Below are 22,098 nucleotides of genomic sequence, written 5' to 3'. Positions count from 1 at the left end.
CTCAATGAAAGGCCGCCCTATTGAATTGAATAGAGCGGCCTTTCAGTTTTCTCCATCCTGCTCGCAGATGTTCTCAACTTCCCGCCACGGTCATATCATCGATCAGCCAGCTGCCCGTGTGAATACTGCCCCGGGTATCGATATCGTCCCCAACGCCTATTAGATTGGCAAACATGGCATTGAGGTTGCCGGCCACGGTAAATTCTTCGATCGGATACTGGATCTTGCCATTCTCGACCCAGAAACCTGCGGCACCTCGGGAGTAATCCCCGGTCACTCCGTTAACCCCTTGGCCCATCAGTTCCGTGACCAGTACGCCGCGTTCTATCTGTGCCAACAGGTCGGCCTGGGCCGTGAGAGGCGCCTCGATACGCAGATTGCGCGCGCCGCCGGCGTTGCCGGTGGTAGTCATGTTCAAACGTCGAGCGCTGTAGGCAGAAAGCATGTAGCTGGCAATGCGTCCGCTGTCGACAAAGACGTTATCCCGGGTGTAGACGCCATCACTATCGAAGGAGGAGCTGGCCATGCCGCCGATTTGCCGGGGCTTTTCCTGAAGCGTGAACCATTCTGGAAACAGTGGCTTGCCCAGACTATCGCAGAGAAACGACGCTTCGCGGTATAGCGCACCACCGGCAATGGCATTGAGAAAATGTCCGACCAGCCCACTGGCCAATTCCGGTGCGAACAGCACCGGCAGGCGACCGGTCTCAGGCCGGCGCGCGCCCAGACGACGCAATGTTCGCTCTGCGGCACTGCGCCCGATCGTCTGTGGTGAACTCAGCTTGGCGGGATCACGTTCGCTGCTGTAGTCGTAGTCCCGTTGCATGCCCTGCTCGTCTCGGGCGATCAGCATGCAGGACAATGAATGCCGGCTGCCGCGCTGCCCTGCCAGGAAACCGTGACTATTGCCATAAACCCGCACGCCTTCGCCGGTGGATAGCCCTGCGCCATCGGAATTAGCGATACCCTCGACTTCGCGGCCGGCATTTTCACAGGCCAGGGCCAATTCGATCGCTTCGTCCGTCGTCAATGACCAAGAGTGATGCACCTTGAGGTCGGGAAATTCCGTGGCCATCAATTCCGCGTCCGCCAGTCCTGCGTAGGGATCTTCCCCGGTATAACGCGCAATGTCGATGGCCTTTTCCACTACTGCGCGAATAGAAGCTTCGCCGGCGTCGGAAGAGGAGGCGCTGCCTTTACGCTTGCCTACGTAGACCGTGACGGCAATGCCTTGATCACGAGATAGCTCGACGCTTTCCACGTCGCCCATGCGGACGTTGACCCCGGTTCCCTGATCGACGCTGGCACCGACTTCGCAAGCATCCGCTCCCAAGGTACGTGCCTGCTCCAGAGCCACGGCGACTCGGGATTCCAGCAGCGTCTGCTGCGCGGCGGCATCGAAGGCTTGAGTCATGTTGATCTCCTTGTGGCGAGGCTGGCTGGTATACTGCGCCAACCTCCCAATGCTGATGGTAATGGCATGTCATTTGAATCATCCGCCGATCCTCAGGATCGACCAAGCAAGACCCAACGCAAGCAGGAAATGCAGGCCCTGCAAGCCCTGGGCGAGCGAATCATCGCCCTGTCCGAGGTCCAGCGGGCACGTTTACCCCTGTCCGATGACCTCCTGGCGGCCATCGAGGAAACCTCGCGAATTCGTTCTCACGAAGGGCGTCGCCGTCACATGCAGTACGTCGGCAAGCTAATGCGCCGCGAGAATATCGAAGGCATACAGCAGGTCTTCGATGAGTTCGAACGTGAAACACTGCGCCGCGATCACGCCTTTCATCGTCTTGAAAAATGGCGCGACCGGCTCATGGACGATGAAAGCAACGAGGCACTTGAAACCTTCATCGCCGAGTATCCCGATGTCGACCGCCAAACGCTGCGCCAGCTGATTCGCAATGCGCGAAGCGAGCGAAAACGCGGCAAACCGCCGACCAGCGCGCGTAAGCTTTTCAAGCTGATTCGTGACACCGCCGGCATGTGAGAACTATCCACGATCTGCTGCGCGTCGGCCATACATCGTTAAATCCGATCTCAAAATGCTCATTTACTAAAGTAAACTCCGCTTTTTTCGTCCGGATTTGTCTTGTCTGGCTCTAGCTCGCTAGATCTCGTAAACAGCTTCTAAATTGCCCAAGCTTCAAGGAAGCGTTACGAGCGATGATGAGGCTAGGCGGCGGCGAAGGAGCAAGTGCAGTTGACTGGTGTCAATGAGCATTGCGAGTTCGACGCCAACAATGCCTCGTCGAGCGCAGTAGCTTCATGTTCACGACTGAGTGCCGCCGACGGTCAGCTCGTCCAATTTCAACGTCGGCTGGCCCACCCCCACCGGCACACCCTGGCCCTCCTTACCGCAAACGCCCACACCAGTGTCCAAGGCCATGTCATGGCCGATCATCGATACCCGGCCCATCGCTTCCGGGCCGTTGCCGATCAGGGTAGCGCCCTTGACCGGCGCGGTGATGCGTCCATCCTCGATCATGTACGCCTCGCTTGCGGAAAAAACGAACTTGCCGGAGGTGATGTCCACCTGGCCACCGCCGAAGCTCACCGCGTATAGCCCACGCTTGACGCTCTTTATGATGTCTTCGGGATCGTCCTGACCCGCCAGCATGTAGGTATTGGTCATGCGCGGCATTGGCATGTGGGCGAAGGATTCGCGCCGTGCATTGCCCGTTGGCGCCATGTTCATCAGGCGGGCATTCAGCTTGTCTTGCATGTAGCCCACCAAAATGCCATCTTCGATCAAGGGCGTATAAGCCCCTGGGGTGCCCTCGTCGTCGATGGTCATGGAGCCGCGGCGATCCGCCAAGGTGGCGTCGTCCACCACGGTGACACCGGGAGAGGCCACTCGCTGCCCCATGCGTCCGGCAAAGGCAGAGCTCTGCTTGCGATTGAAATCCCCTTCAAGGCCATGCCCCACCGCTTCGTGCAACAGAATACCGGGCCAGCCGGACCCCAACACCACCGGCATCTGACCCGCAGGGGCATCAACTGCTTCGAGATTGACCAGGGCCTGGCGCACCGCTTCCTTGGCGAAGCGCTCGGCAACGTTGTCATCGCGTAGCCGTGACATGGCGTAGCGTCCACCGCCGCCGGCACTGCCCCGCTCACGGCGTCCGTTCTTGGCGACAATCACGCTGACGTTGAAGCGCACTAGCGGGCGAATGTCCGCTGCCAGGGTGCCGTCGCTTGCGCGTACCAATACGACTTCATGCACCCCGGTGAGAGACGCCGTCACCTGAGAAACGGACGGGTCCGCTTTCCGGGCAATGCGATCCGCCTGCTTGAGCAGTGCAATCTTGTCTTCGGCGCTTAGCCCCGACAGAGGATCGACGCCCGCATAGCGTAGCGGTGCGCCGCCAGCTCGAACCGGCTGACTGGTCAGGCGCGAGCCGCTGCGAGCGATTCCCGACGCCGTACGCCCGGTATCTGCAAGAGCGCCTGGGGTGATCTGATTGGAATAGGCAAAACCGGTCTTTTCGCCGGCCAGGGCGCGCACACCGACGCCACCGTCGATGTTGTAGCTGGCATCCTTGACTTCACCATCTTCGAGTACCCAGCTTTCGTGCCAGCTGCGCTGAAAGTAGAGGTCGGCGTAGTCGATGCCCGCCCCCATTGCATGGTCCAGCCCAGTATCGAGCGCCGCGGCATCGAGACCGCCCGGCGTCAACAGTATGGCAGTGGCCTCGTCTAGAGGCGCCTGTTTTGATTGCGTCATTCGGCATTTTCCACGGTGATTCGCGGCGAGGCCCAGGGGCCTTGCACGCTGTAATAGATTCGCGTGACCTTATCGATCCAGCCGCCAAATAGCTTGTCGGCCAGAAACAAGGCTCCGCCAATGTAAGGAGCACCCACTAGTACCGCCGCTAAAGGGAGGTTCTGGCTGATAGGAACGGTCACTCCTAAAGACAAATCCAGCTGACGCTGCAGAAGATTTACGTTGCCATTGAGACTAAATTGGGTAGAGGATCCATCGATTTCAATGGGTCCACGAGTTTCCAGACGTCCATCGTACAGCGTCGCACCGCCCTTCACACTGTTGAAAGCAGTGCCTTGCCCGGTCACATCGGCAAAGTCCAGGCGCAGACGCCGCAACAAATTATTGACGTTGAGCAGGCCAATTAGCTTCGCCGAGGAAGAGTCCAACGTCAAAAAGCTGCCATCATTCAGGGTAGCGTCAATATTTCCTCGGGAGCGCTCCAGAGCAAACTGCCAAGGGGCGCCCGGCCACGCCAGGCGTGTCTGAACGTCCGTATTGGCGCTGCGTAGCGCTACCGGCTGATGAAGCGATTCGAACAGGGTGCCGATATCTCCTCCAGCCAAGGCGATCTTGGAACGCGTCAGACTTGCCTGAGGTCCTGCGGCTTCCCATGTAAACTCGCCGTCAAGCCGCACCTGACCGAACGTGGAGGTCAGCGGGGCGACTTGCAGCCGCTGGGGCGAGGCTTTCCAATTCGCCGCCAAGGGGCCGAACTGGCGCCCCTTGTACAAGATCCTATCTACACTGACCTTGCCATCAGGTAACTGGTTCAGTCCTGACGGGAATGGCTCCGCTTCCGGCGCAGTCGCAATCTCACTGGCCAATTCAGGGGGCGACTCGGCCTCATCCTCATCGATCAGACCGTCCAGGGTCAGACGCGATAATACCAACGACAGCGGCTGTGGCTGAGTCGGCAGAAAGTCGCCGCGACCTTCGATCAGGCTGCCGCCGAGATCGAATTGCCACCCTTGCCCACGAGGCTTGAGCATTGTCTGCAGCGAGCCAAGACAGCGCTGTTCCAGATGTAGACACTGGGTATCGATACGCACGCTGTTCAGTGCTTCCATATCCGTGCCCTTGCCCGCGGCATCACCGAACCCGCTCGTCGCTTCATCGAGTGAGCCAAGACGCGCCAGTGCTTCCTGCCAAGGCTCGATGTCGAAACGCGGTGTCTGCCAGGCCACTTCCCAGCCGTTGCCGTTGGGCCACTGAGGATTCGAGGGCCAACGCTCAAGCCAGATCTGTCCTTGACCCTGATCTCCTTGCCCCGACTGGCGCCAGCGTAGCCGTAGCCGATCGGCGAGTTCTGCACTGAAGCGCTGTTCAGGTATTGATTCTATATGCAGTGGCACCCGTTCGGCGGCAGGTTTGCCAAAAGGCGCGGGCAGATGAATACTCAGCCCCTGAAGCCCGCTATTCAGAACGAACGCTGGCTGCTCGCTCTGTAGATCGAGCTTGGCGGAATAAGGGAAGTAGCCGCTCATCAGACCACTGAGCCCGCTCAGGCCACCCCATTCGAGCAGCCCTCTTGCCAAGGCACGACCCTCCAACTTGACGCCTTCACCGCCCACGTCAAAATCCGCCAGCACGGGTCCATCGAAGGCGCGAGCACCCAGGGTTCCCGTCAGGAAATCCTCATCGTTCTCATGGCGATAGCGCAAGTCACCGTTGACATTGCCTAAGGCAAGATCGATCTCGGAAAAGACTAGCGTTGGCGCATTCGCCGATGCGGCAACATCTATCGTCAGGGCATCCGGATTGTCCAGGGGCACGACAAGATTCAACTGCCCGTCGACCTCGCCACCGGCGTGCCAGTTCGCAAAGGTGTCGGCTGCGTCGATGGGGCTCGCCCCCAGAAAATCAAATAGCGCCTGGGTCGGCCCGGCAACAGGCCCCTGCACGCTCAACGCTTCGTTGGCGAGCTCGACCTTGGCATCGTGGGTGACCAGGCCATGAGTTTCCGCATGGGCAACTGTCGCCTGAAGATTTTCGTTGTGCAGCGTCATCTCACCGCTGACATTCTCGAGCGCCGGCCACTCAGGATCATAAGGCAGTCGCCCCTGCTCGATCTGCAGGGCCAGACGCAATTCGCCATCGAAGGGCTCATCTTCGTCATTCGGGGCCTGCCGGCTCGGCTCGTCGCTTTCCTGTTTTGCGTCATCGTCGAGATCCTCATCCAGGGTCAGCTTGAGATAGAAGCTGCCTTGCGGCACACGACCGGCAATGCCGCCGGACAGCCACTCCTCAAGCTCCGGCTCGAGCACCTTGATCGGCAGCCATTGCATCAGAGGAGTCTCGATCGCATTCACGTCGCGCATGTCGAGACTCAACTCGAGCTCCGGTGACGCCTTATCAGGAGCAACGAAGCGAAAATCCCCTTTTACTCTGGCACCACGCCAGGTCAGCTCGAGATTCTCACCCCCTACGCTGAAAGAGCCATCCTTTATCATCCAGTCGACTTCACCCTGCGCTTTTGAAAGTTCGAGCGGCGCTGCAAACACCTCGGGGAAGGCCAGGGTCATGCCTGGCCGCTCCACGAAGCGCACGCTGCCACGGCCATCGTTCACCTGTACCCAGGCATCGAAAGGCCCGCCGCCAGGCGCGCCCTCCCAAGGAGATACGGCGACATCCTGCAGCGCTAGTTGCGCGCGCCAGTTTCCTTGATCCCGCTCCAGCGCCAATCCGGCCACATGGGCTTGGGGCGAAAGCGTGGCAAGAATCTGCCCTAGGGATTCGGCAAAGGGCAGGCGTTGCAGCCAAGCGGTTACCGGGCCAAGATCGAAAGGTGCGCTGCGCAACTGCCAGTTCGTATTTCGACCCTCGACATATAGCCGCTCGGGAAAAGAGAAGGCTTCATTCGCTTCATTGCCCTGCTCACCCTCTTGTTTACCAGATTCGAACAGTGGGTTGATCCAGGCCTGCCAGGTGTCTTCCTTGCCGCGGAGCCACTGGGCCCGGGCGCCAATATTCTCAAGTAGCAGCGGTTCGGTCTTGCTTTCGAGCATCAGACGGTCGATATCGAGACCGGCTCGGGCATCTTCCAGGCGCCCTTTTTGCCAGCGGCCCCAGAGCGTTGCCCGACCCTCGATCTGCTTCATATACGTTGCTTCTTGCCCGGTCAGCACGGTGCCGAGCCGCGACATCGCGCCTAAGTCGGCGCGGACTTGCAAGGCAGCGTCGGGAGTCGTCCAGTCGGTTTGACCTGGCGGCACTTCCAGCACTGCCTGAATGGCGCTGGAGGATTCACCCTCGACGAATAGTGTGCCTTCCACGTGGGCGCGCCTGCCTTCTCCAGTCATCAGCACACGCGGCGCTGTCAGCGTCAGTGTTTCGTCCAAGCCATGCAGGACCAGGCGTAGATCCTCTATCACCGCCTCTTGGCGTAGCAAAATACCGACGGCGTCATCCAGGCTTTCGATCTCAAAATCCGTCTCGGGTGTCAGCTCTTCCGGCAGCTCTGCCGGGTCCGGCCATTTCCAGCGTCCTTTAGCATCCTGATACAGATGCAGCGTCGCCTTTTCGATACGCGCTTCATCGAGTATTGGATAGCCGGCGCGCAGGGATGCCAGGGTATCCAGACGTGCTCGAAGATGCTCGATCTCGACCAGGGGCAGCGGCTGTGTCTGGCGATAGGAGGTCAGCTGCAGATCGTCGATTGCAAGGGCGGGGTCGAGTCCATGCAGGCTGCCCTGCAGATCCCGGGTCTGCAGTGTGGCGTTGAACTGCTCGGTGAGCTGGGCGTTCAACTCGTTGCGCAGCACATCGATCTGGCTGATCGCCAGACGCAGCCCACTGAACAGCAAGGCCAGCACGACCAGCCCCAAAGCGATCAGGGTCAGCACCCAACGCAGGGCGATGCGGTACGGACTCATAGGACTACATCAGCACGATGTCGTACTGCTCCTGGGAATAATGGGTCTCGACTTGAAACCGGATGGTCTTGCCAATGAAGATTTCCAGGTCCACCACGGCGGAAGACTCTTCGTCGAGCAGACGATCCACCACTGCCTGGGAGGCCAGCACCATATAGGTATCCGGCCCATAGGCGCGTTCCTCGCGCATGATTTCGCGAAAGATTTCGTAGCATACGGTTTCGGGGGTCTTTAGCGTTCCACGCCCCTGGCAGGTCGGACAGGGTTCGCACAGCACCTGCTCGAGGCTCTCTCGGGTGCGCTTGCGCGTCAGTTGCACCAGCCCAAGCTCGGTGACGCCGGTCAGCTTGTTCTTGGCATGATCCCGCTCGAGGGATTTTTCGAGCACTCGCAGCACCTGGCGCCGATGCTCGAGATCTTCCATATCGATGAAATCGATGATGATGATGCCGCCCAGATTGCGCAGCCTGAGCTGACGGGCGATGGCAGTGGCGGCTTCGAGGTTGGTCTTGAAGATGGTCTCTTCGAGATTGCGATGACCGACGTACCCGCCGGTGTTCACGTCTATGGTGGTCATCGCCTCGGTAGGGTCGATCACCAGATAGCCCCCGGACTTGAGCTGCACCTTGCGCCCGAGCGCTTTAAGTATTTCGTCCTCGACGCTGAACAGATCGAAGATCGGCCGCTCGCCCGGATAGTACTCGATACGCTCCGCCATGCCGGGCATGAACTCGTCGGCAAACGCCTGCAGCCGCTGGAAGTTTTCTCGGGAGTCGATGCGTATCTTCTCGATATCATCCCGCATCATGTCCCGCAGGGTGCGAATGAACAGCGGCAGGTCATCGTAAATACAGCTAGGCGCCGGGGCCTCGATGCGACGCTCCCCGACCTTGCGCCACAGCCGCAGCAGGTACTGTATGTCCGTGATCAGCTCGTCCCGTCCGATCCCTTCGGCGGCGGTACGAATGATAAAGCCACCGGGCGCCTGGGAATCGAGCTCGACCAGGCACTCTTCCACCAGGGTGCGCAGGCGTTCACGCTCGCTTTCATCCTCGATACGCTGGGACACGCCGGTATGAGAAGCGTCAGGCATATAAACAAGATAGCGTGACGGCACCGAGAGATGAGTCGTCAAGCGCGCGCCCTTGGAGGCAATCGGATCCTTGGTCACCTGAACGACCAGGGGCTGCCCTTCCTGCAGTAGCTGACTGATCGACACCTGCTCGTCACTGGGCGTGTGCGGCGGCATGACCTCGTGAACATGAATGAACGCCGCCCGCTCCAGACCGACATCGATGAATGCCGCCTGCATGCCTGGCAGCACTCGGGCCACCTTGCCCTTGTAGATATTGCCGACGATGCCCCGACGTCGGCTACGCTCGATGAAAGCCTCCTGCAGTACGCCGTTCTCGACCACTGCCACCCGGGTTTCCATCGGCGTCAAGTTGATCAGTACTTCACCACTCATGCATAGATCCTTGATCGCTGGGGCAAGAGGCGATTATGACATAGCCAAGGCGCTTTAGAATGACGAATCGGGTCAGTCCAGTGCAGGCCAGCAAGTAACGCCCTGGCGCAACAACAGCTGTGAGGTTTCGTAAAGCGGCAGCCCTACCACCGCGGAATAGCTGCCCTCGAGATGTTCGACGAAGATGGCGGCGCGCCCCTGGATGGCGTAACCGCCAGCCTTGTCGATAGGCTCGCCGGTAGCCCAGTAGGCGTCGATTTCCTTTGACGATATGGCGCGTAAGGTCACTTGGGTGGTCACACAGACCGAAAGCAGCCCTTGCTTACCGCTGACCGCTACCGCGGTCATGACCTGATGACGTCGCCCGGAAAGCGCTTCGAGCATTTGCCGGGCATGGCCCTGATCGATCGGCTTACCCAGAATCTGACCGTCGAGCACGACGGCGGTATCCGAGCCCAGGGTCGGCAGCTTGGCATCCAGCGCACCCGCCTTCGCCTTGGCCCGTGCCAGACGCAGAACATAATCCGCGGCGGACTCATCCGGTTCCGGGGTCTCATCGACATCCACCGGCGCGATCTCTGCCGTCAACCCGATCGAGGTCAGCAGTTCACGCCGACGCGGCGATGCAGAGGCTAGGCGCAGCCTGGCGGGTACCGGATTTGATATCGCCATCAAAGACCTCCCAGCTTGCGACGCAGCGCCTGCAGCATGGTGTACAACCAGGGCCACAGCACAGCACCGATCAGCGCCGAGAACAAGAATGCCAGATTGATGGAGAAGGGTCCGAACATGGTACGCAGCCACTGTTCGAGCAGTTGAGCGATCCCCAGCAGCACCAGCACTAAAATCGACTGCTGCGCCAGGGAGTAGGCGCGCATGCGCTGATGAACCAATAGGGCGAGATAGGCCAGTAGCGACAGCACCAGGGCGTTCTGCCCCAAGGGAGACCCTTCAATCAGGTCCAGCAGCAGCCCGAGCGCAAAACCATGGAAAATGCCCACCCGCTGAGGTGCTGATACGCACCAGTAGATCAACATCAGGCCCAGCCACTCAGGACGCCAGACCAGCCAGGCATCCGGTAGCGGCATCACCTGCAGGCAAAGTGCCAGAAGCAGAGTGAACCAGACCAGCAACAGCGCGGGTAGCGGCTTCTGACTCATGGCGCCTCCGCGGGTTCAGCGGCAGGGGCGGCGTCAGGCAGAGGCTCGCCGCCGCCAACGACGATAGCGGCTTCCAGTGCGTCCGGGGCAACCTCCACCGGAGATGGTGGAAAGAGAAGCAGAAAATGACGCGAGCGCTCGGGCTGGGAAATGGGCTTGGCCGCCACCTGGGCAAAAGGCTCGCCGGGATCGTGCACCACTTCGGTCACCCGTGCCACCGGATAGCCTTCAGGAAAGCGCCCGGCAAGCCCGGACGTGACTAGAAGATCGCCTTCGCGAATATCCGCGGTATCGGGAACGTGTATCACCAGAAGTCGATCATAGGCGCCAGTGCCCTGAACGATGAAACGCAAGCCGTTGCGATTGATCTGGATCGGGACGGCATGACTGGCATCCGCCAGCATGAGTACGCGACTAGTATAGGCAGAAACCGACATGACCTGACCGATCAGACCCGAGGCATCCATGACCGGCTGCCCTTTATAGACACCGTCGACCCGGCCACGATCAATGACCATCTGATGAGTGAAAGGATCGGAATCCAGGGACAGCAGCTGGGCCGTGACGTAGGGGATATCGTCTCGTTGCGCCGCATCGAGCAGTTCGCGCAGCCGGACATTCTCTGCGGAGAGGCTGGCCATGCGCTGAACGCGACGGGAGAGCTTGAGCAGCTGTTCGCGTAGTTGGCGGTTTTCATCGATCAGCTGTCGCTGATCGGAAATCACCAGGGCTCCCCAGGACAAGGCATCGCTTGGCAGGCTCACCACCCACTGTATCGGTGCCACGACGGTGGTCAGATGGGCGCGCAGATCCGCCATGCGCGGTACACGCTGCTCGGCGAACATGAGAGCAAAGGCAACGATGGCGCACAGCAACATGCGATAACCCGATGCAGGGTCCTGCGAGAACAGCGGTTTGATAGACCTTCCTCCCGCCGGCCGACGGACACGAAGCGCAAAGCTTTCGTGTCCGCGGAAATCAGTCGCTGGATACCAGTTCGAAGGTGTCGCGATCGATCATTTCAAGCGCCTTGCCACCACCGCGGGCAACACAGGTCAGCGGATCTTCCGCCACGATGACCGGCAAGCCGGTCTCTTCGGCTATCAACTTATCGATATCGCGCAGCAATGCCCCGCCCCCGGTCAGCACCAGGCCACGCTCGGCAATGTCCGAGGCAAGCTCCGGCGGCGACTGTTCCAAGGCACTCTTGATCGCGGAGACGATCGAGGCCAGCGGGTCTTGCAGAGCATCGAGAATTTCGTGGGAGTTGAGCGTGAAGCTGCGGGGAATGCCCTCGGCCAGATTGCGACCGCGCACATCGATCTCGCGCAGCTCACCGCCGGGATAGGCACAACCGATCTCTTCTTTGATACGCTCTGCGGTGGCCTCGCCAATCAGGCTACCGTAGTGACGACGCACATAGGCGGTAATCGCTTCATCGAAACGATCGCCCCCAATACGAATCGATTCCGAGTAGACTACGCCATTGAGAGAAATGATCGCGATCTCGGAGGTGCCGCCACCGATATCCACCACCATGGAGCCCTGGGCTTCCTCAACGGGCAAACCGGCACCGATCGCGGCGGCCATGGGCTCCTCGATCAGAAAGACTTCCCTGGCCCCGGCGCCCTCGGCGGACTCCTTGATGGCACGACGTTCCACCTGGGTCGACATGCAGGGCACGCAGACCAGCACCCTCGGACTCGGGGTGAGAAAGGTGCTCTGGTGGACCTTGCGAATGAAGTGCTGCAGCATCTGCTCGGTCACGGTGAAATCGGCAATGACGCCATCTTTCATGGGGCGTATTGCGGTAATATTGCCCGGTGTCCGGCCCAGCATGCGCTTGGCGTCCATTCCCACAGCAGCGACGGAACGCGTGCTACCGGATTGGCGAATGGCGACTACCGAGGGTTCGTCCAGGACGATACCGCGGCCGCGTACGTAAATCAGTGTATTGGCGGTTCCCAAATCGATCGATAAATCGCTGGAAAACAGCCCCCTTAGACGTTTAAACATGAAAGTGTTTCACCTAATCACCGGAGCCCCTATGCAGGCGCAAACGTTATCATCGCGGGGGAGGCGCGGCAAGCAAGGAGTTATGATACCTTTTGCCTCTATTTCATTATATTGGTCATCCTGCCCGTTTGAGCTCGATGATCCTGAATTTCATGGGAAATCGATATGGCACTAGAACTCGACGACGTGCGACGTGCGGCCCATCTCGCGCGCCTTGGCCTGAGTGACGAAGAGGCCGCAAGCTACGTGGACGACTTGAGTCGCATCCTGGACATGGCGGATCGCCTGCAGGCCGTGGACACCGAACATGTCGCGCCCCTGGCCCACTCGCTGGATACCACCCAGCATCTTCGCGTCGACGAAGTGACCGAGCAGGATCAGCGGGAGCGTTTTCAGCGCTGTGCACCCGCCGTAGAGGATGGTCTTTACCTCGTTCCCCGGGTGGTGGAGTAAATAGTGGCGTAAGACGAACAAGTCCACTTGAACGCCCTTGCCAACCTCGTCGCCCAACGGTGCGTCATTTACAGCGCCAAGATACAGTGACAAGAGAGCCACTTATTACATGCATGACAAGACACTCATAGAGCTTGCCGCCGGATTGACCGCCGGCGACTTCTCCAGTCGTGAATTGACCGACCATTTTCTCGGGCGCATCGAACGCCTGGACAATGAACTCAACAGTTTCATCACCGTGACCGCGGAGCAGGCCCTAGCCTGCGCAGACGCCGCGGACGCCACCCGGCGGCAGGGCGATGCCGGCCCCTTGAACGGCCTGCCTCTGGCTTTGAAGGATCTGTTTTGCACGCAAGGCGTGCGCACCAGCTGTGGCTCGCGCATGCTGGATAACTTCGTATCGCCCTATGACGCCACCCTGGTGGAAAAACTGGCCGCCGCCGGCACCGTAAGCTTGGGCAAGACCAATATGGATGAGTTCGCCATGGGCTCCTCCAATGAATCGAGCTATTACGGACCGGTGAAGAACCCCTGGGATCTTGCTGCCGTACCTGGGGGAAGCTCCGGCGGCAGTGCTGCTGCAGTAGCCGCAGGCCTTGCGCCCGCCGCCCTGGGGACCGACACCGGCGGCTCGATTCGTCAACCTGCCGCCTTTTGTGGCATCACCGGACTCAAGCCTACCTATGGCCGAGTCTCTCGTTACGGCATGGTGGCTTACGCCTCGAGTCTCGACCAGGCCGGACCAATGGCCCGAAGTGCCGAAGACTGCGCATTACTGCTGGGCGCTATCGCGGGCCACGACCCACGGGATTCCACCAGCGTCACTCGCGGCGTGCCGGATTACCAGGCCGAACTGAACACCCCGCTGGCGGGACTTCGCATTGGCCTGCCCAAGGAATACTTCGGCGAGGGACTCGATCCTGACGTGGAAGCAGCGGTACGCGAGGCCATCAGGGTGTATGAATCGTTGGGGGCCAGCGTGCAGGACATCAGCCTGCCTCATACCAATCTGGCCATCCCTGCCTATTACGTCATTGCCCCTGCAGAGGCGTCATCGAACCTGTCACGCTTTGACGGTGTACGCTTCGGTCATCGCTGCGAGAATCCCTCTGATCTCATCGATCTCTACAAGCGCAGCCGCGCGGAGGGGTTCGGCTCCGAAGTCAAGCGACGTATACTGATGGGCACTCACACTCTCTCCGAAGGCTTCTTCGATGCCTATTACAAGAAGGCACAGCAGGTACGTCGACTGATTCGCCAGGATTTCCTCGATGCCTTCGATGAGGTCGACGTGCTGATGGGGCCGGCAGCCCCAACCCCCGCTTTCGATCTGGGCGCCAACAAGGACCCGCTCTCGATGTACTTGCAAGATATCTACACCATCGCCATTAACCTCGCCGGCATTCCCGGCATCAGCGTGCCTGCCGGCTTTGTCGGCCAGCGCCCCACCGGCTTGCAGATCCTGGGCCCGCATTTTGCCGAATCGCAGCTGCTCAACGTGGCCCATCAATTCCAGCAGGCCACGGACTGGCATCTCAAGCGGCCCGTCTTCGGTGAGGAGAACAGCTGATGCAATGGGAAACCGTGATTGGGCTGGAAGTCCACGTCCAGCTTGCCACCCAGTCGAAGATCTTTTCCGGGGCCTCCACCGCTTTCGGCGCCGCCCCCAACACCCAAGCCTGTGCGGTGGACCTGGGCCTGCCCGGCGTGCTGCCGGTGCTCAACGAAAGCGCGGTGGCCATGGCGGTGCAGTTCGGCCTGGGCATCAATGCCGAGATCCCAGAGGTCTCGATCTTCGATCGCAAGAACTATTTCTATGCGGACCTTCCTAAGGGCTACCAGACCAGTCAGATGTATCACCCGATCGTCGGCCCGGGAGAGGTCGAGATCGTACTGGGCGATGACAAGACCAAGCGCATTCGAGTCCACCACGCGCATCTGGAAGAAGACGCCGGCAAGTCCCTGCATGAAGACTATCACGGCATGAGCGGCATCGATCTCAATCGCGCCGGCACCCCGCTTTTGGAGATCGTTTCCGAGCCGGATATGCGCTCCGCCGCGGAGGCGGTCGCGTACCTGCGCGCCATTCATGCCATCGTGACCTACCTGGGGGTTTCCGATGGCAACATGGCCGAAGGCTCGATGCGCTGCGACGTCAACGTATCAATACGCCCCGAGGGACAGACGGCCTTCGGCACCCGGGCTGAGATCAAGAACGTCAACTCGTTTCGTTTCGTCGAGCGGGCCATCGCCTTCGAGGTCGAGCGCCAGATCGAGCTGCTCGAAGACGGCGGACGAGTGATCCAGGAAACCCGCCTGTACGATCCGGAAGCGGACGAGACCCGCAGCATGCGCACCAAGGAAGAAGCCAACGACTATCGCTACTTCCCCTGCCCGGATCTCTTGCCGGTGGTACTGGACAAGGCCTACGTCGATCATCTGCGCAGCACCCTGCTGGAACTGCCCGCAGAGAAGCGCGCACGTTTCGAAAATGAGCTGGGGCTATCCGCTTATGATGCGGGAGTGCTCTCCTCGAGCCGACCCATGGCGGAGTATTTCGAGGCGGTCAAGGAGGTCTGTGGCGATGCCAAGCTGGCAGCCAACTGGGTACAGGGCGAGCTATCGGGTCAGCTCAACCGAGAAAACCTGAGCATCGCCGATAGCCCGGTGACGGCGCAGCAGCTTGGCGAACTGGTGAGTCGCGTCAAGGACGAGACCATTAACGGCAAGGCGGCCAAGCAGGTATTTGCCGCGCTATGGAATGGCGAAGGCGAAAGCGCTGATGCCATCATTGAGGCCAAGGGCCTCAAGCAGGTCACGGACACCGGCGCCATCGAAGCCATGATCGACAAGGTAATTGCCGAGAGTCCGGTACAGGTCGCCCAGTATCAGGATGCCGACCCGGATAAGCGCGGCAAGATGATCGGCTACTTCGTCGGTCAGGTCATGAAGGCCTCGCGGGGCACTGCCAACCCGCAGCAGGTGAATGCCCTACTCAAGCAGAAACTCGACCCATAGGAAAGCGCGCCAAACGACTGGTTCGCCAGGTTTTGCGGCCTTTCCCTGACTCGATGAAAGGAACCCTTTGGAATGTCTGACAGTGTCGGTCCTCGCCTGCGCGCATTGCGCGCATTGCGAGGTGTTTCCCAGCGTGAACTGGCCAAGCGCTGTGGCGTTACGCACTCAAGCCTGTCGCTGATCGAACAGGACAAGGTCAGCCCGTCGATCAGCTCATTAAAAAAGATTCTCGACGCCATTCCCATTAGCGTCGGAGATTTCTTCACCATGGAGCTTGAGAATACCGATCAGGTGTTCTACCGCAGCGACGAGCTGCCAAATATTGGTAGTGGCGATGTGGTCTATCATCTGGTCGGTGCCAATCGAGAAAATCGCGCCCTCTCCTTCATGATCGAAACCTACGCCGCCGGCACCGATACCGGCCGCGAGATGATCGCCCATCGCGGTGAGGAAGCCGGAGCGGTCCTGGAAGGCGAGATCGAAATCACCATTGGCGCCGACGTCCGGATCCTTGGCCCGGGCGAGGCCTACTACTTCAACACCAACACGCCGCACCGTTTCCGCAACCTAGGCAAGACGCCCTGTCGATTGGTGAGCTGCTGTACGCCGGCAAAGAATTTTTAAACCGGGTTCGACGTCTTTTGATTTTGCCAACCAGTGAGTTGCAAACTAGCCTTTGACAGAATGCGAGCCGTTACCGCCACGACGTTTCCTGCTGGCACTCACAAATAGGAGGTAATCGAACGGCGCTGACCTCTTGCTCATGCCAGACACTCATCTAACGGACAGATGAATGCGTATTTGCCAAACCGACCAAGGAGGGTTTTCATGCCACAGGATCCACTGAACGCCATGCCGCTCACCAGTAAAGAAAGCGGCAATGCCCGAGAAATTCTGCCCGATGTGCTGGGCTTGACCGTACAGATCGTCAACTTGTACATGGTGGGCGCACCCAATGATCCCGAAAACTGGGTGCTCGTGGATGCGGGCATGCCCGATACCGAGAAAAAGATTCTTGAGACCGTACACAAGCGTTTCGGCGATAGTGCCAAACCCCGAGCCATCCTCTTGACCCATGGGCACTTCGATCACGTAGGAGCTGTCATCGAGCTTGCCGAGCACTGGAAGGTGCCGGTTTATGCCCACCCGTTGGAAATGCCTTATCTGACCGGCGACAAACACTACCCGAAAGGCGATGACAAGGTCGAAGGCGGCCTGGTGGCCAAGCTCTCGCGCTACTTTCCTACCCGCCCGGTGGACCTGCGCCCCTACATACAGGCCTTGCCCCATGATGGCCGCGTACCTGGACTGCCGGACTGGCAGTGGCTTCATACCCCAGGCCACACCCCGGGGCACGTGTCGTTCTTCCGTGAGGCAGATCGCACCTTGATCGCTGGCGATGCCTTTGTCACCGTGCGCCAAGACGAGCTTTATCAAGTGCTCACCCAGCGCAAGGAAATCAGCGGACCACCGCGATACTTCACCCCGGACTGGGACGCCGCCCGCGAGTCCGTACGGCGGCTGGCGGCGTTAAAGCCTCGTGTGGCCATGACCGGCCACGGCTTGGCGCTTGCGAACGAGGAGCTGACCCCGGGCCTTGAGCATCTGGCCCAGCATTTTGACGAGATCGCGCGTCCGGATTACGGCAAGAGCGTCGGCAATCGCTGACGTTCACTCCTGCAACGCTTCCTGCAGGCTGAAGTAGGCGGGCTTTGGCTGATGCTCGGCGTCGAAAATCAGCCCGTTGCCGAAGCCATCCGCGTCCCACCACTCCTGCAGCGATGAATAACGATCGGTGAAGCCCCACATCGAGAAGGCGGTGAAGGCGGGCTTGTCTAGGGCCAGCTCGAGGATGGAACGAAAATACTCCGCCTGCTGCTGCAAGCGCTCCTCGGAGTCGTCGTCCTGCAGGTTCACGTCCATCTCCGAGATGCGCACCTCAAGACCCAAATCGATGAAACGCTGCACGTTGTCGCGAAATACCGAGGCCTCAACGGGCCAGTAGTCGTCCGTCATGTCCTCGTGCATCTGAAAACCGATGCCGTGCAGGGGCACGCCTTGGGCTAGCAGCGATTTTGCCAGCTCGTACATGGCGTCAGACTTGGGACCCGGATCTTCCAGGGCGTAATCGTTAATATAGAGCTTGGCCTCGGGATCGGCCCGGTGCGCCTCTTCCAGTGCGAAGGCAATGTAGTCCTTACCCATCACCTGATACCAGGGCGAGGCGGTGCGAAGCTCGGCGCCGAAGGGCTCGAAGGGCTCATTGACCACGTCCCAGGATTGAATGCGCCCCTTGTAGCGCCCCACCACCGTGGCGATATGCTCTGCAAGGATGTCACGAATGCGCGCATCGCTATGATCCGGCTCGGTTACCCAGCGTGGCAGGGCTTCTTTCCAAGCCAGGGTGTGGCCGTGTATCGCCATGTCGTTGGCTTCGGCGAAATCGACGATGGCGTCCGCATCGGCGAAGGCGTAGCGATCGGGTCTTGGGTGAATGAACTGGAACTTCATGGCGTTTTCCGGGGTCACCATGTTGAATTCCCGAGCCAGAATACGCGCATATTTCTGGTCACTGAGCAATGGAATCGTGGCTACCGCGGTACCGATGTAAAGCTGCGGATGGTTTTTCTCGGCTAGACGGCGCAAGGAGGCTGTGGCGGGGCCGGTCGGCGCCGACTCTTCCTCTTCGGCGCTCAACACCGGCATTTGATTATCCACGACGGTCACCTCGGAGCGTTTATCCAGCGGGTGTGCCGTCAGTGATTGAAGCAGATATTCGTCGTTTTCCCTGGCGGAGGCTCCAAACCACAGAAAGCCCGAGTCGAATAGCCCCGGATCATTGATTAGGGCGACGGTCTCGTCATCAATCTGAATGCTGAACCGATCGCCAATACGGGCCAGACTCACATTGACCCCCTGACTCATTGCACTGTTCGGCAAGGAATAGGCATAGCGCTCGGGGTCGGCGATGCCGTTTTGCAACTCGACGATCAAGCTGTCGCCCTCTAGCCCTAGAGTCACTGCCCGTCCTTCCTGTCGCCACTCGTCCTGGGTCAGTGGCAATTCGCCGTAGATCGTCAGATAGGCACCACCTTTCGATGCAGCCGGGCGTGAGACCCGGGCAGACAAGGCAAAGTCACCCTTGACCTTGAGTACCGGTCCACGTAGATTGATGGGTGGGTTGGCAATCGGCGTCTGATCCTCATCATCATCGGTCGGCACGATGGCACGTCCCAACCCTTCGATGCGTACGCCGTCATCGACCATCCTAGCGCCGGCCAGATGCGTCCAGTCCTGATCGAGCAACTCAATCCTGTCGCTACTGTTCACGCAGCCAGCACCCAACAGCAGCAAGGCACCAAAGGCCAATCCCTTCCATCCATGCTTCGTCCCGGGGCTTCTTTTTTCACGCACATTTGCTCTCATGATGTCGTCCATCGATAAAACCTGGGTCGATACTAGCGGTTGCCGTGCTATTACGGCAGGTGAGTTCTTCCATTAAAAAGCCGGCCATGAAACCCTCAGGTTCATGGCCGGCAAGAATGACAGGACTCACCTCGTGTTGATAACCAGGGGCTTGCCGCCTACTAGACGACCTGCCCGACATGAATAGCTCAGTCTCGGGTTGCCAGTGTCATCCACACGGTCTTGAGCTCAGAATATTCCTCCAGGGAGTGATGGGACTTGTCGCGGCCGTTGCCGGACTGCTTGACGCCGCCAAACGGCACCGTCTGGTCGCCCCCGGCCCAGTTGTTGACGAACACCTGGCCTGAATGCAGTCGCCGGGAAACTCGCATGATGCGATCGATATCCTGGCTCCAGAGCCCTGCCGCCAGACCGTAATCGCTGTCATTGGCCATCCGCACGGCCTCTTCCTCACTGTCGAAGCCGAACACCGCCAGCACCGGACCGAAGATCTCTTCCCGGCCGATGGTCATCTGATCCGTGACGTTGTCGAACACCGTGGGCGCCACGAACAGGCCGCCGTCGATCGGACTCACTGCCTCGCCGCCAAGGCGCAGATTCGCGCCTTCTTCCACGCCTTGACGAATGTAATCGAGAATGCGCTTGTGCTGTGTCTCGTCGACGATCGCCCCCATGAAGCTGTCTGGATTCAAGGGGTCACCGGGCTGCATGTTTTCCGCGTGAGCCAATACTTGCTGGACGAACTCCTCGCGGATCGAGTTTTCCACTAGTAGCCGGGAGCCGGCGATGCACACCTCGCCCTGGTTGTGGAAGATCGCCGCGGCGGCGTTGCTTGCCACCGCATCGAGATTTTTGCAGTCGGCAAACACGACGTTGGGACTCTTGCCCCCGCACTCAAGATAGACGCGCTTCAAGTTTGATTGACCCGCGTATTGCATCAGCTGTTTGCCGACGCCAGTGGAGCCTGTAAAGGAGAGACAATTGACGTCCATGGAGAGCGCCAGTGCCTTGCCGGCGGTATGACCGAAGCCGGGCAGCACCTGGAACACGCCCTCTGGGAAATCGGCCTCCTGAACCAACTGAGCCAGGCGCAGCGCCGACAGGGGCGATTTTTCCGAAGGCTTCAGGATCACGCTGTTGCCCGCCGCCAATGCCGGCCCGATCTTCCATGCGGTCATCATCAGCGGGAAGTTCCAGGGCACGATGGAAGCCACTACTCCCAGAGGCTCGCGCAGAATCAGGCCCAACGCATCTTCGCCGGTGGGAGCCACTTCGCCATAGATCTTGTCGATGGATTCGGCATTGTAGCGAATACAGCCGATGGCGCCGGCCATATCCCCTAGAGAGCTGCCCACCGGCTTGCCCATGTCTAGGGTATCCAGCAAGGCCAGTTCGTTCTTGTGCTGCTCCATGAGATCCGCCAGGCGTAGCATCACCTGCTTGCGCTGACCTGGCGCCATACGTGACCAGTCACCTCGTTCAAACGCCTGGCGGGCGTGACGCACCGCCACGTCGGCATCCGCTTTATCGCAGCTGGCGACGCTGGCCAGCGTCTTGCCAGTAGCAGGATTGATCGTCTCGAATGTTTCGCCGCTGGCCGCATCGCTGAACGCGTTGTTGATAAAGGCTCGCGTCTCGAAGCGCAAATCGCCGGCGAGACGTTGCCAATCCGCATGACTCATCTGTGTGCTCATGCACTCACCCCTTTAGCCATGTGTTTCTCCAAGCGCCGAGCGGTTTCATCCAGCGCCCGACGTGCCAGGGTCACAAGTTCGTCAATCTGTTCCCGGGTGATGACAAGGGGTGGCGAGATGACCATGGCATCGCCCACGGAGCGCATGACCAATCCGCTCTCGAAACAGATATCGCGACACAAACCGCCGGCGTTCAAGGAGCTGTCGAAGCGCTCACCGCTGGCCTTGTCTGCCACCAGTTCCAGCGCCCCGATCAGGCCCAGGCTGCGAGTCTCGCCGACGATGGGGTGATCATTCAATTCGGACCAGCGCTTGGCCAGATAAGGACCGAGATCGTCGCGCACCTTGTCGACGATACCTTCCGCTTCCATCAATTCGATGTTCTTCAGGGCCACGGCGGCACACACCGGATGCCCGGAATAGGTGAAGCCGTGAAAGAACTCACCCCCTTCATCGATCAAGGTTTCAGCGACACGGTCCCCCACCATCACCGCACCGATGGGCAGATAGCCCGAAGAAAGCCCCTTGGCAATCGGCATCAGATCCGGCTTGAGGCCGTAATGCTGGCTGCCGAACCACTCCCCTAGACGCCCGAAGCCGCAGATGACTTCGTCCGCCACCATTAGAATGTCGTACTTGGCGAGCACCTCCTTGACCGCCGGCCAGTAGCTCTCCGGCGGCACGATCGCCCCACCGGCACCCTGCACCGGCTCCGCAATGAAGGCCGCCACGTTGTCCGCGCCAAGCGCCAGAATCTTGTCCTCGATGGCCTGGGCACATAGACGGCCGAACTCCTCGGGTGAGTGGTCGCGCCCTTCGCCAAACCAGTAGGGTTGGCGCACGTGCTCGATACCCGGGACCAGAGGGCCGGTCTGTTCATGCATCGGCGCCATGCCGCCCAGGCTAAGACCGGCCACGGTGGAACCGTGATAGGCATTTACCCGAGAGATGACGATATGTTTTTCCGGCTTGCCCTTGATCGTCCAGTAGCGTCGCACCATGCGCAGCACCGTATCATTGGCCTCGGAGCCGGAGCCGGTGAAGAACACCCGATTGATATGAGAAGGCGCCAGCTGACACAGCTTCTGCGCCAGCTTGACCGCCGGCGGATGGGTGGTCTTGAAGAAGTTGTTGTAGAACGGCAGCTCGCGCATCTGCTGAGTCGCCGCCTCCACCAGTTCCTCACGCCCGTAGCCCAGGTTCACGCACCACAGGCCCGACC

General features: G+C 59.9%; 17 protein-coding genes. 6 read left to right on the top strand and 11 right to left on the bottom strand.

What is annotated here, in order from left to right; genetic code table 11:
* Positions 1-73: 73 nt before the first annotated feature.
* Complete coding sequence (gene pmbA / locus CH74_RS12635; RefSeq protein WP_048307916.1) at positions 74-1,414, bottom strand: metalloprotease PmbA; 1,341 nt, start codon at positions 1,412-1,414, stop codon at positions 74-76.
* A gap of 66 nt (positions 1,415-1,480) precedes the next feature.
* On the opposite strand from pmbA, the gene yjgA reads away from it, so the two are divergent.
* The gene (gene yjgA / locus CH74_RS12630; RefSeq protein ID WP_048307915.1) at positions 1,481-1,990 is read left to right on the top strand and encodes a ribosome biogenesis factor YjgA; all 510 of its coding nucleotides are present in this window, start codon (positions 1,481-1,483) and stop codon (positions 1,988-1,990) included.
* A gap of 282 nt (positions 1,991-2,272) precedes the next feature.
* On the opposite strand, the gene tldD is transcribed toward yjgA, so the two are convergent.
* The 7 genes from tldD to CH74_RS12595 form a co-directional block, all read right to left on the bottom strand.
* Positions 2,273-3,727 (bottom strand): metalloprotease TldD, encoded by a 1,455-nt coding sequence (gene tldD, locus CH74_RS12625; RefSeq protein ID WP_048307914.1) that lies wholly within the window; start codon positions 3,725-3,727, stop codon positions 2,273-2,275.
* Positions 3,724-7,641: a YhdP family protein gene (locus CH74_RS12620; protein WP_048307913.1), complete on the bottom strand. Its 3,918-nt coding sequence runs from the start codon at positions 7,639-7,641 to the stop codon at positions 3,724-3,726. Before CH74_RS12620 ends, tldD begins: the two co-directional genes overlap by 4 nt.
* A 4-nt stretch (positions 7,642-7,645) precedes the next feature.
* Positions 7,646-9,109, bottom strand: a complete 1,464-nt coding sequence (rng, locus tag CH74_RS12615; protein WP_048307911.1) for a ribonuclease G — start codon at positions 9,107-9,109, stop codon at positions 7,646-7,648.
* A 72-nt stretch (positions 9,110-9,181) separates the two neighbouring features.
* The gene (locus tag CH74_RS12610; RefSeq protein WP_048307910.1) at positions 9,182-9,781 is read right to left on the bottom strand and encodes a nucleoside triphosphate pyrophosphatase; all 600 of its coding nucleotides are present in this window, start codon (positions 9,779-9,781) and stop codon (positions 9,182-9,184) included.
* A complete protein-coding gene (gene mreD, locus CH74_RS12605; RefSeq protein ID WP_048307909.1) occupies positions 9,781-10,269 on the bottom strand; it encodes a rod shape-determining protein MreD in 489 nt (162 codons plus the stop codon). The genes CH74_RS12610 and mreD overlap by 1 nt, the downstream gene beginning before the upstream one ends.
* On the bottom strand, positions 10,266-11,189 hold the full coding sequence (gene mreC, locus CH74_RS12600) for a rod shape-determining protein MreC (protein ID WP_301280856.1): 924 nt from the start codon (positions 11,187-11,189) through the stop codon (positions 10,266-10,268). The genes mreD and mreC overlap by 4 nt, the downstream gene beginning before the upstream one ends.
* A gap of 58 nt (positions 11,190-11,247) precedes the next feature.
* Complete coding sequence (locus tag CH74_RS12595; protein WP_048307907.1) at positions 11,248-12,285, bottom strand: rod shape-determining protein; 1,038 nt, start codon at positions 12,283-12,285, stop codon at positions 11,248-11,250.
* Positions 12,286-12,450: 165 nt separating this feature from the next.
* Here CH74_RS12595 and gatC point away from each other — a divergent pair, with 165 nt between their 5' ends.
* From gatC to CH74_RS12570, 5 genes are all read left to right on the top strand, one after another.
* Positions 12,451-12,738, top strand: a complete 288-nt coding sequence (gene gatC, locus CH74_RS12590; RefSeq protein WP_048307906.1) for an Asp-tRNA(Asn)/Glu-tRNA(Gln) amidotransferase subunit GatC — start codon at positions 12,451-12,453, stop codon at positions 12,736-12,738.
* Positions 12,739-12,847: 109 nt separating this feature from the next.
* Positions 12,848-14,308, top strand: a complete 1,461-nt coding sequence (gatA, locus tag CH74_RS12585) for an Asp-tRNA(Asn)/Glu-tRNA(Gln) amidotransferase subunit GatA (protein WP_048307905.1) — start codon at positions 12,848-12,850, stop codon at positions 14,306-14,308.
* Positions 14,308-15,756, top strand: a complete 1,449-nt coding sequence (gene gatB, locus CH74_RS12580) for an Asp-tRNA(Asn)/Glu-tRNA(Gln) amidotransferase subunit GatB (protein ID WP_048307904.1) — start codon at positions 14,308-14,310, stop codon at positions 15,754-15,756. Before gatA ends, gatB begins: the two co-directional genes overlap by 1 nt.
* Before the next feature lie 72 nt (positions 15,757-15,828).
* The gene (locus tag CH74_RS12575; protein WP_048307903.1) at positions 15,829-16,380 is read left to right on the top strand and encodes a cupin domain-containing protein; all 552 of its coding nucleotides are present in this window, start codon (positions 15,829-15,831) and stop codon (positions 16,378-16,380) included.
* A gap of 204 nt (positions 16,381-16,584) precedes the next feature.
* Complete coding sequence (locus tag CH74_RS12570) at positions 16,585-17,424, top strand: MBL fold metallo-hydrolase (protein WP_048307902.1); 840 nt, start codon at positions 16,585-16,587, stop codon at positions 17,422-17,424.
* Positions 17,425-17,427: 3 nt separating this feature from the next.
* On the opposite strand, the gene CH74_RS12565 is transcribed toward CH74_RS12570, so the two are convergent.
* From CH74_RS12565 to CH74_RS12555, 3 genes are all read right to left on the bottom strand, one after another.
* The gene (locus tag CH74_RS12565) at positions 17,428-19,182 is read right to left on the bottom strand and encodes an endo-1,4-beta-xylanase (RefSeq protein ID WP_172656339.1); all 1,755 of its coding nucleotides are present in this window, start codon (positions 19,180-19,182) and stop codon (positions 17,428-17,430) included.
* Positions 19,183-19,370: 188 nt separating this feature from the next.
* Complete coding sequence (locus CH74_RS12560; RefSeq protein WP_048307901.1) at positions 19,371-20,876, bottom strand: aldehyde dehydrogenase; 1,506 nt, start codon at positions 20,874-20,876, stop codon at positions 19,371-19,373.
* Positions 20,873-22,098, bottom strand: a 1,226-nt coding sequence (locus tag CH74_RS12555) for an aspartate aminotransferase family protein (RefSeq protein WP_048307900.1), incomplete at its 5' end; no start/stop codon positions are given. The genes CH74_RS12555 and CH74_RS12560, both read right to left, overlap by 4 nt.

The sequence above is a fragment of the Halomonas sp. PR-M31 genome (assembly GCF_001039575.1).
In the GTDB taxonomy this organism is placed as follows: Bacteria; Pseudomonadota; Gammaproteobacteria; order Pseudomonadales; family Halomonadaceae; genus Modicisalibacter.
Note: the sequence above shows the minus strand (reverse complement) of the source record. Positions and strands in the feature narration are given on the sequence as shown.

Coding starts and splice junctions, on each gene's coding strand:
- pmbA (WP_048307916.1), bottom strand. CDS start 1,414: ATGACTCAAGCCTTCGATGCCGCCGCGCAGCAGACGCTGCTGGAATCC.
- yjgA (WP_048307915.1), top strand. CDS start 1,481: ATGTCATTTGAATCATCCGCCGATCCTCAGGATCGACCAAGCAAGACC.
- tldD (WP_048307914.1), bottom strand. CDS start 3,727: ATGACGCAATCAAAACAGGCGCCTCTAGACGAGGCCACTGCCATACTG.
- CH74_RS12620 (WP_048307913.1), bottom strand. CDS start 7,641: ATGAGTCCGTACCGCATCGCCCTGCGTTGGGTGCTGACCCTGATCGCT.
- rng (WP_048307911.1), bottom strand. CDS start 9,109: ATGAGTGGTGAAGTACTGATCAACTTGACGCCGATGGAAACCCGGGTG.
- CH74_RS12610 (WP_048307910.1), bottom strand. CDS start 9,781: ATGGCGATATCAAATCCGGTACCCGCCAGGCTGCGCCTAGCCTCTGCA.
- mreD (WP_048307909.1), bottom strand. CDS start 10,269: ATGAGTCAGAAGCCGCTACCCGCGCTGTTGCTGGTCTGGTTCACTCTG.
- CH74_RS12595 (WP_048307907.1), bottom strand. CDS start 12,285: ATGTTTAAACGTCTAAGGGGGCTGTTTTCCAGCGATTTATCGATCGAT.
- gatC (WP_048307906.1), top strand. CDS start 12,451: ATGGCACTAGAACTCGACGACGTGCGACGTGCGGCCCATCTCGCGCGC.
- gatA (WP_048307905.1), top strand. CDS start 12,848: ATGCATGACAAGACACTCATAGAGCTTGCCGCCGGATTGACCGCCGGC.
- gatB (WP_048307904.1), top strand. CDS start 14,308: ATGCAATGGGAAACCGTGATTGGGCTGGAAGTCCACGTCCAGCTTGCC.
- CH74_RS12575 (WP_048307903.1), top strand. CDS start 15,829: ATGTCTGACAGTGTCGGTCCTCGCCTGCGCGCATTGCGCGCATTGCGA.
- CH74_RS12570 (WP_048307902.1), top strand. CDS start 16,585: ATGCCACAGGATCCACTGAACGCCATGCCGCTCACCAGTAAAGAAAGC.
- CH74_RS12565 (WP_172656339.1), bottom strand. CDS start 19,182: ATGAGAGCAAATGTGCGTGAAAAAAGAAGCCCCGGGACGAAGCATGGA.
- CH74_RS12560 (WP_048307901.1), bottom strand. CDS start 20,876: ATGAGCACACAGATGAGTCATGCGGATTGGCAACGTCTCGCCGGCGAT.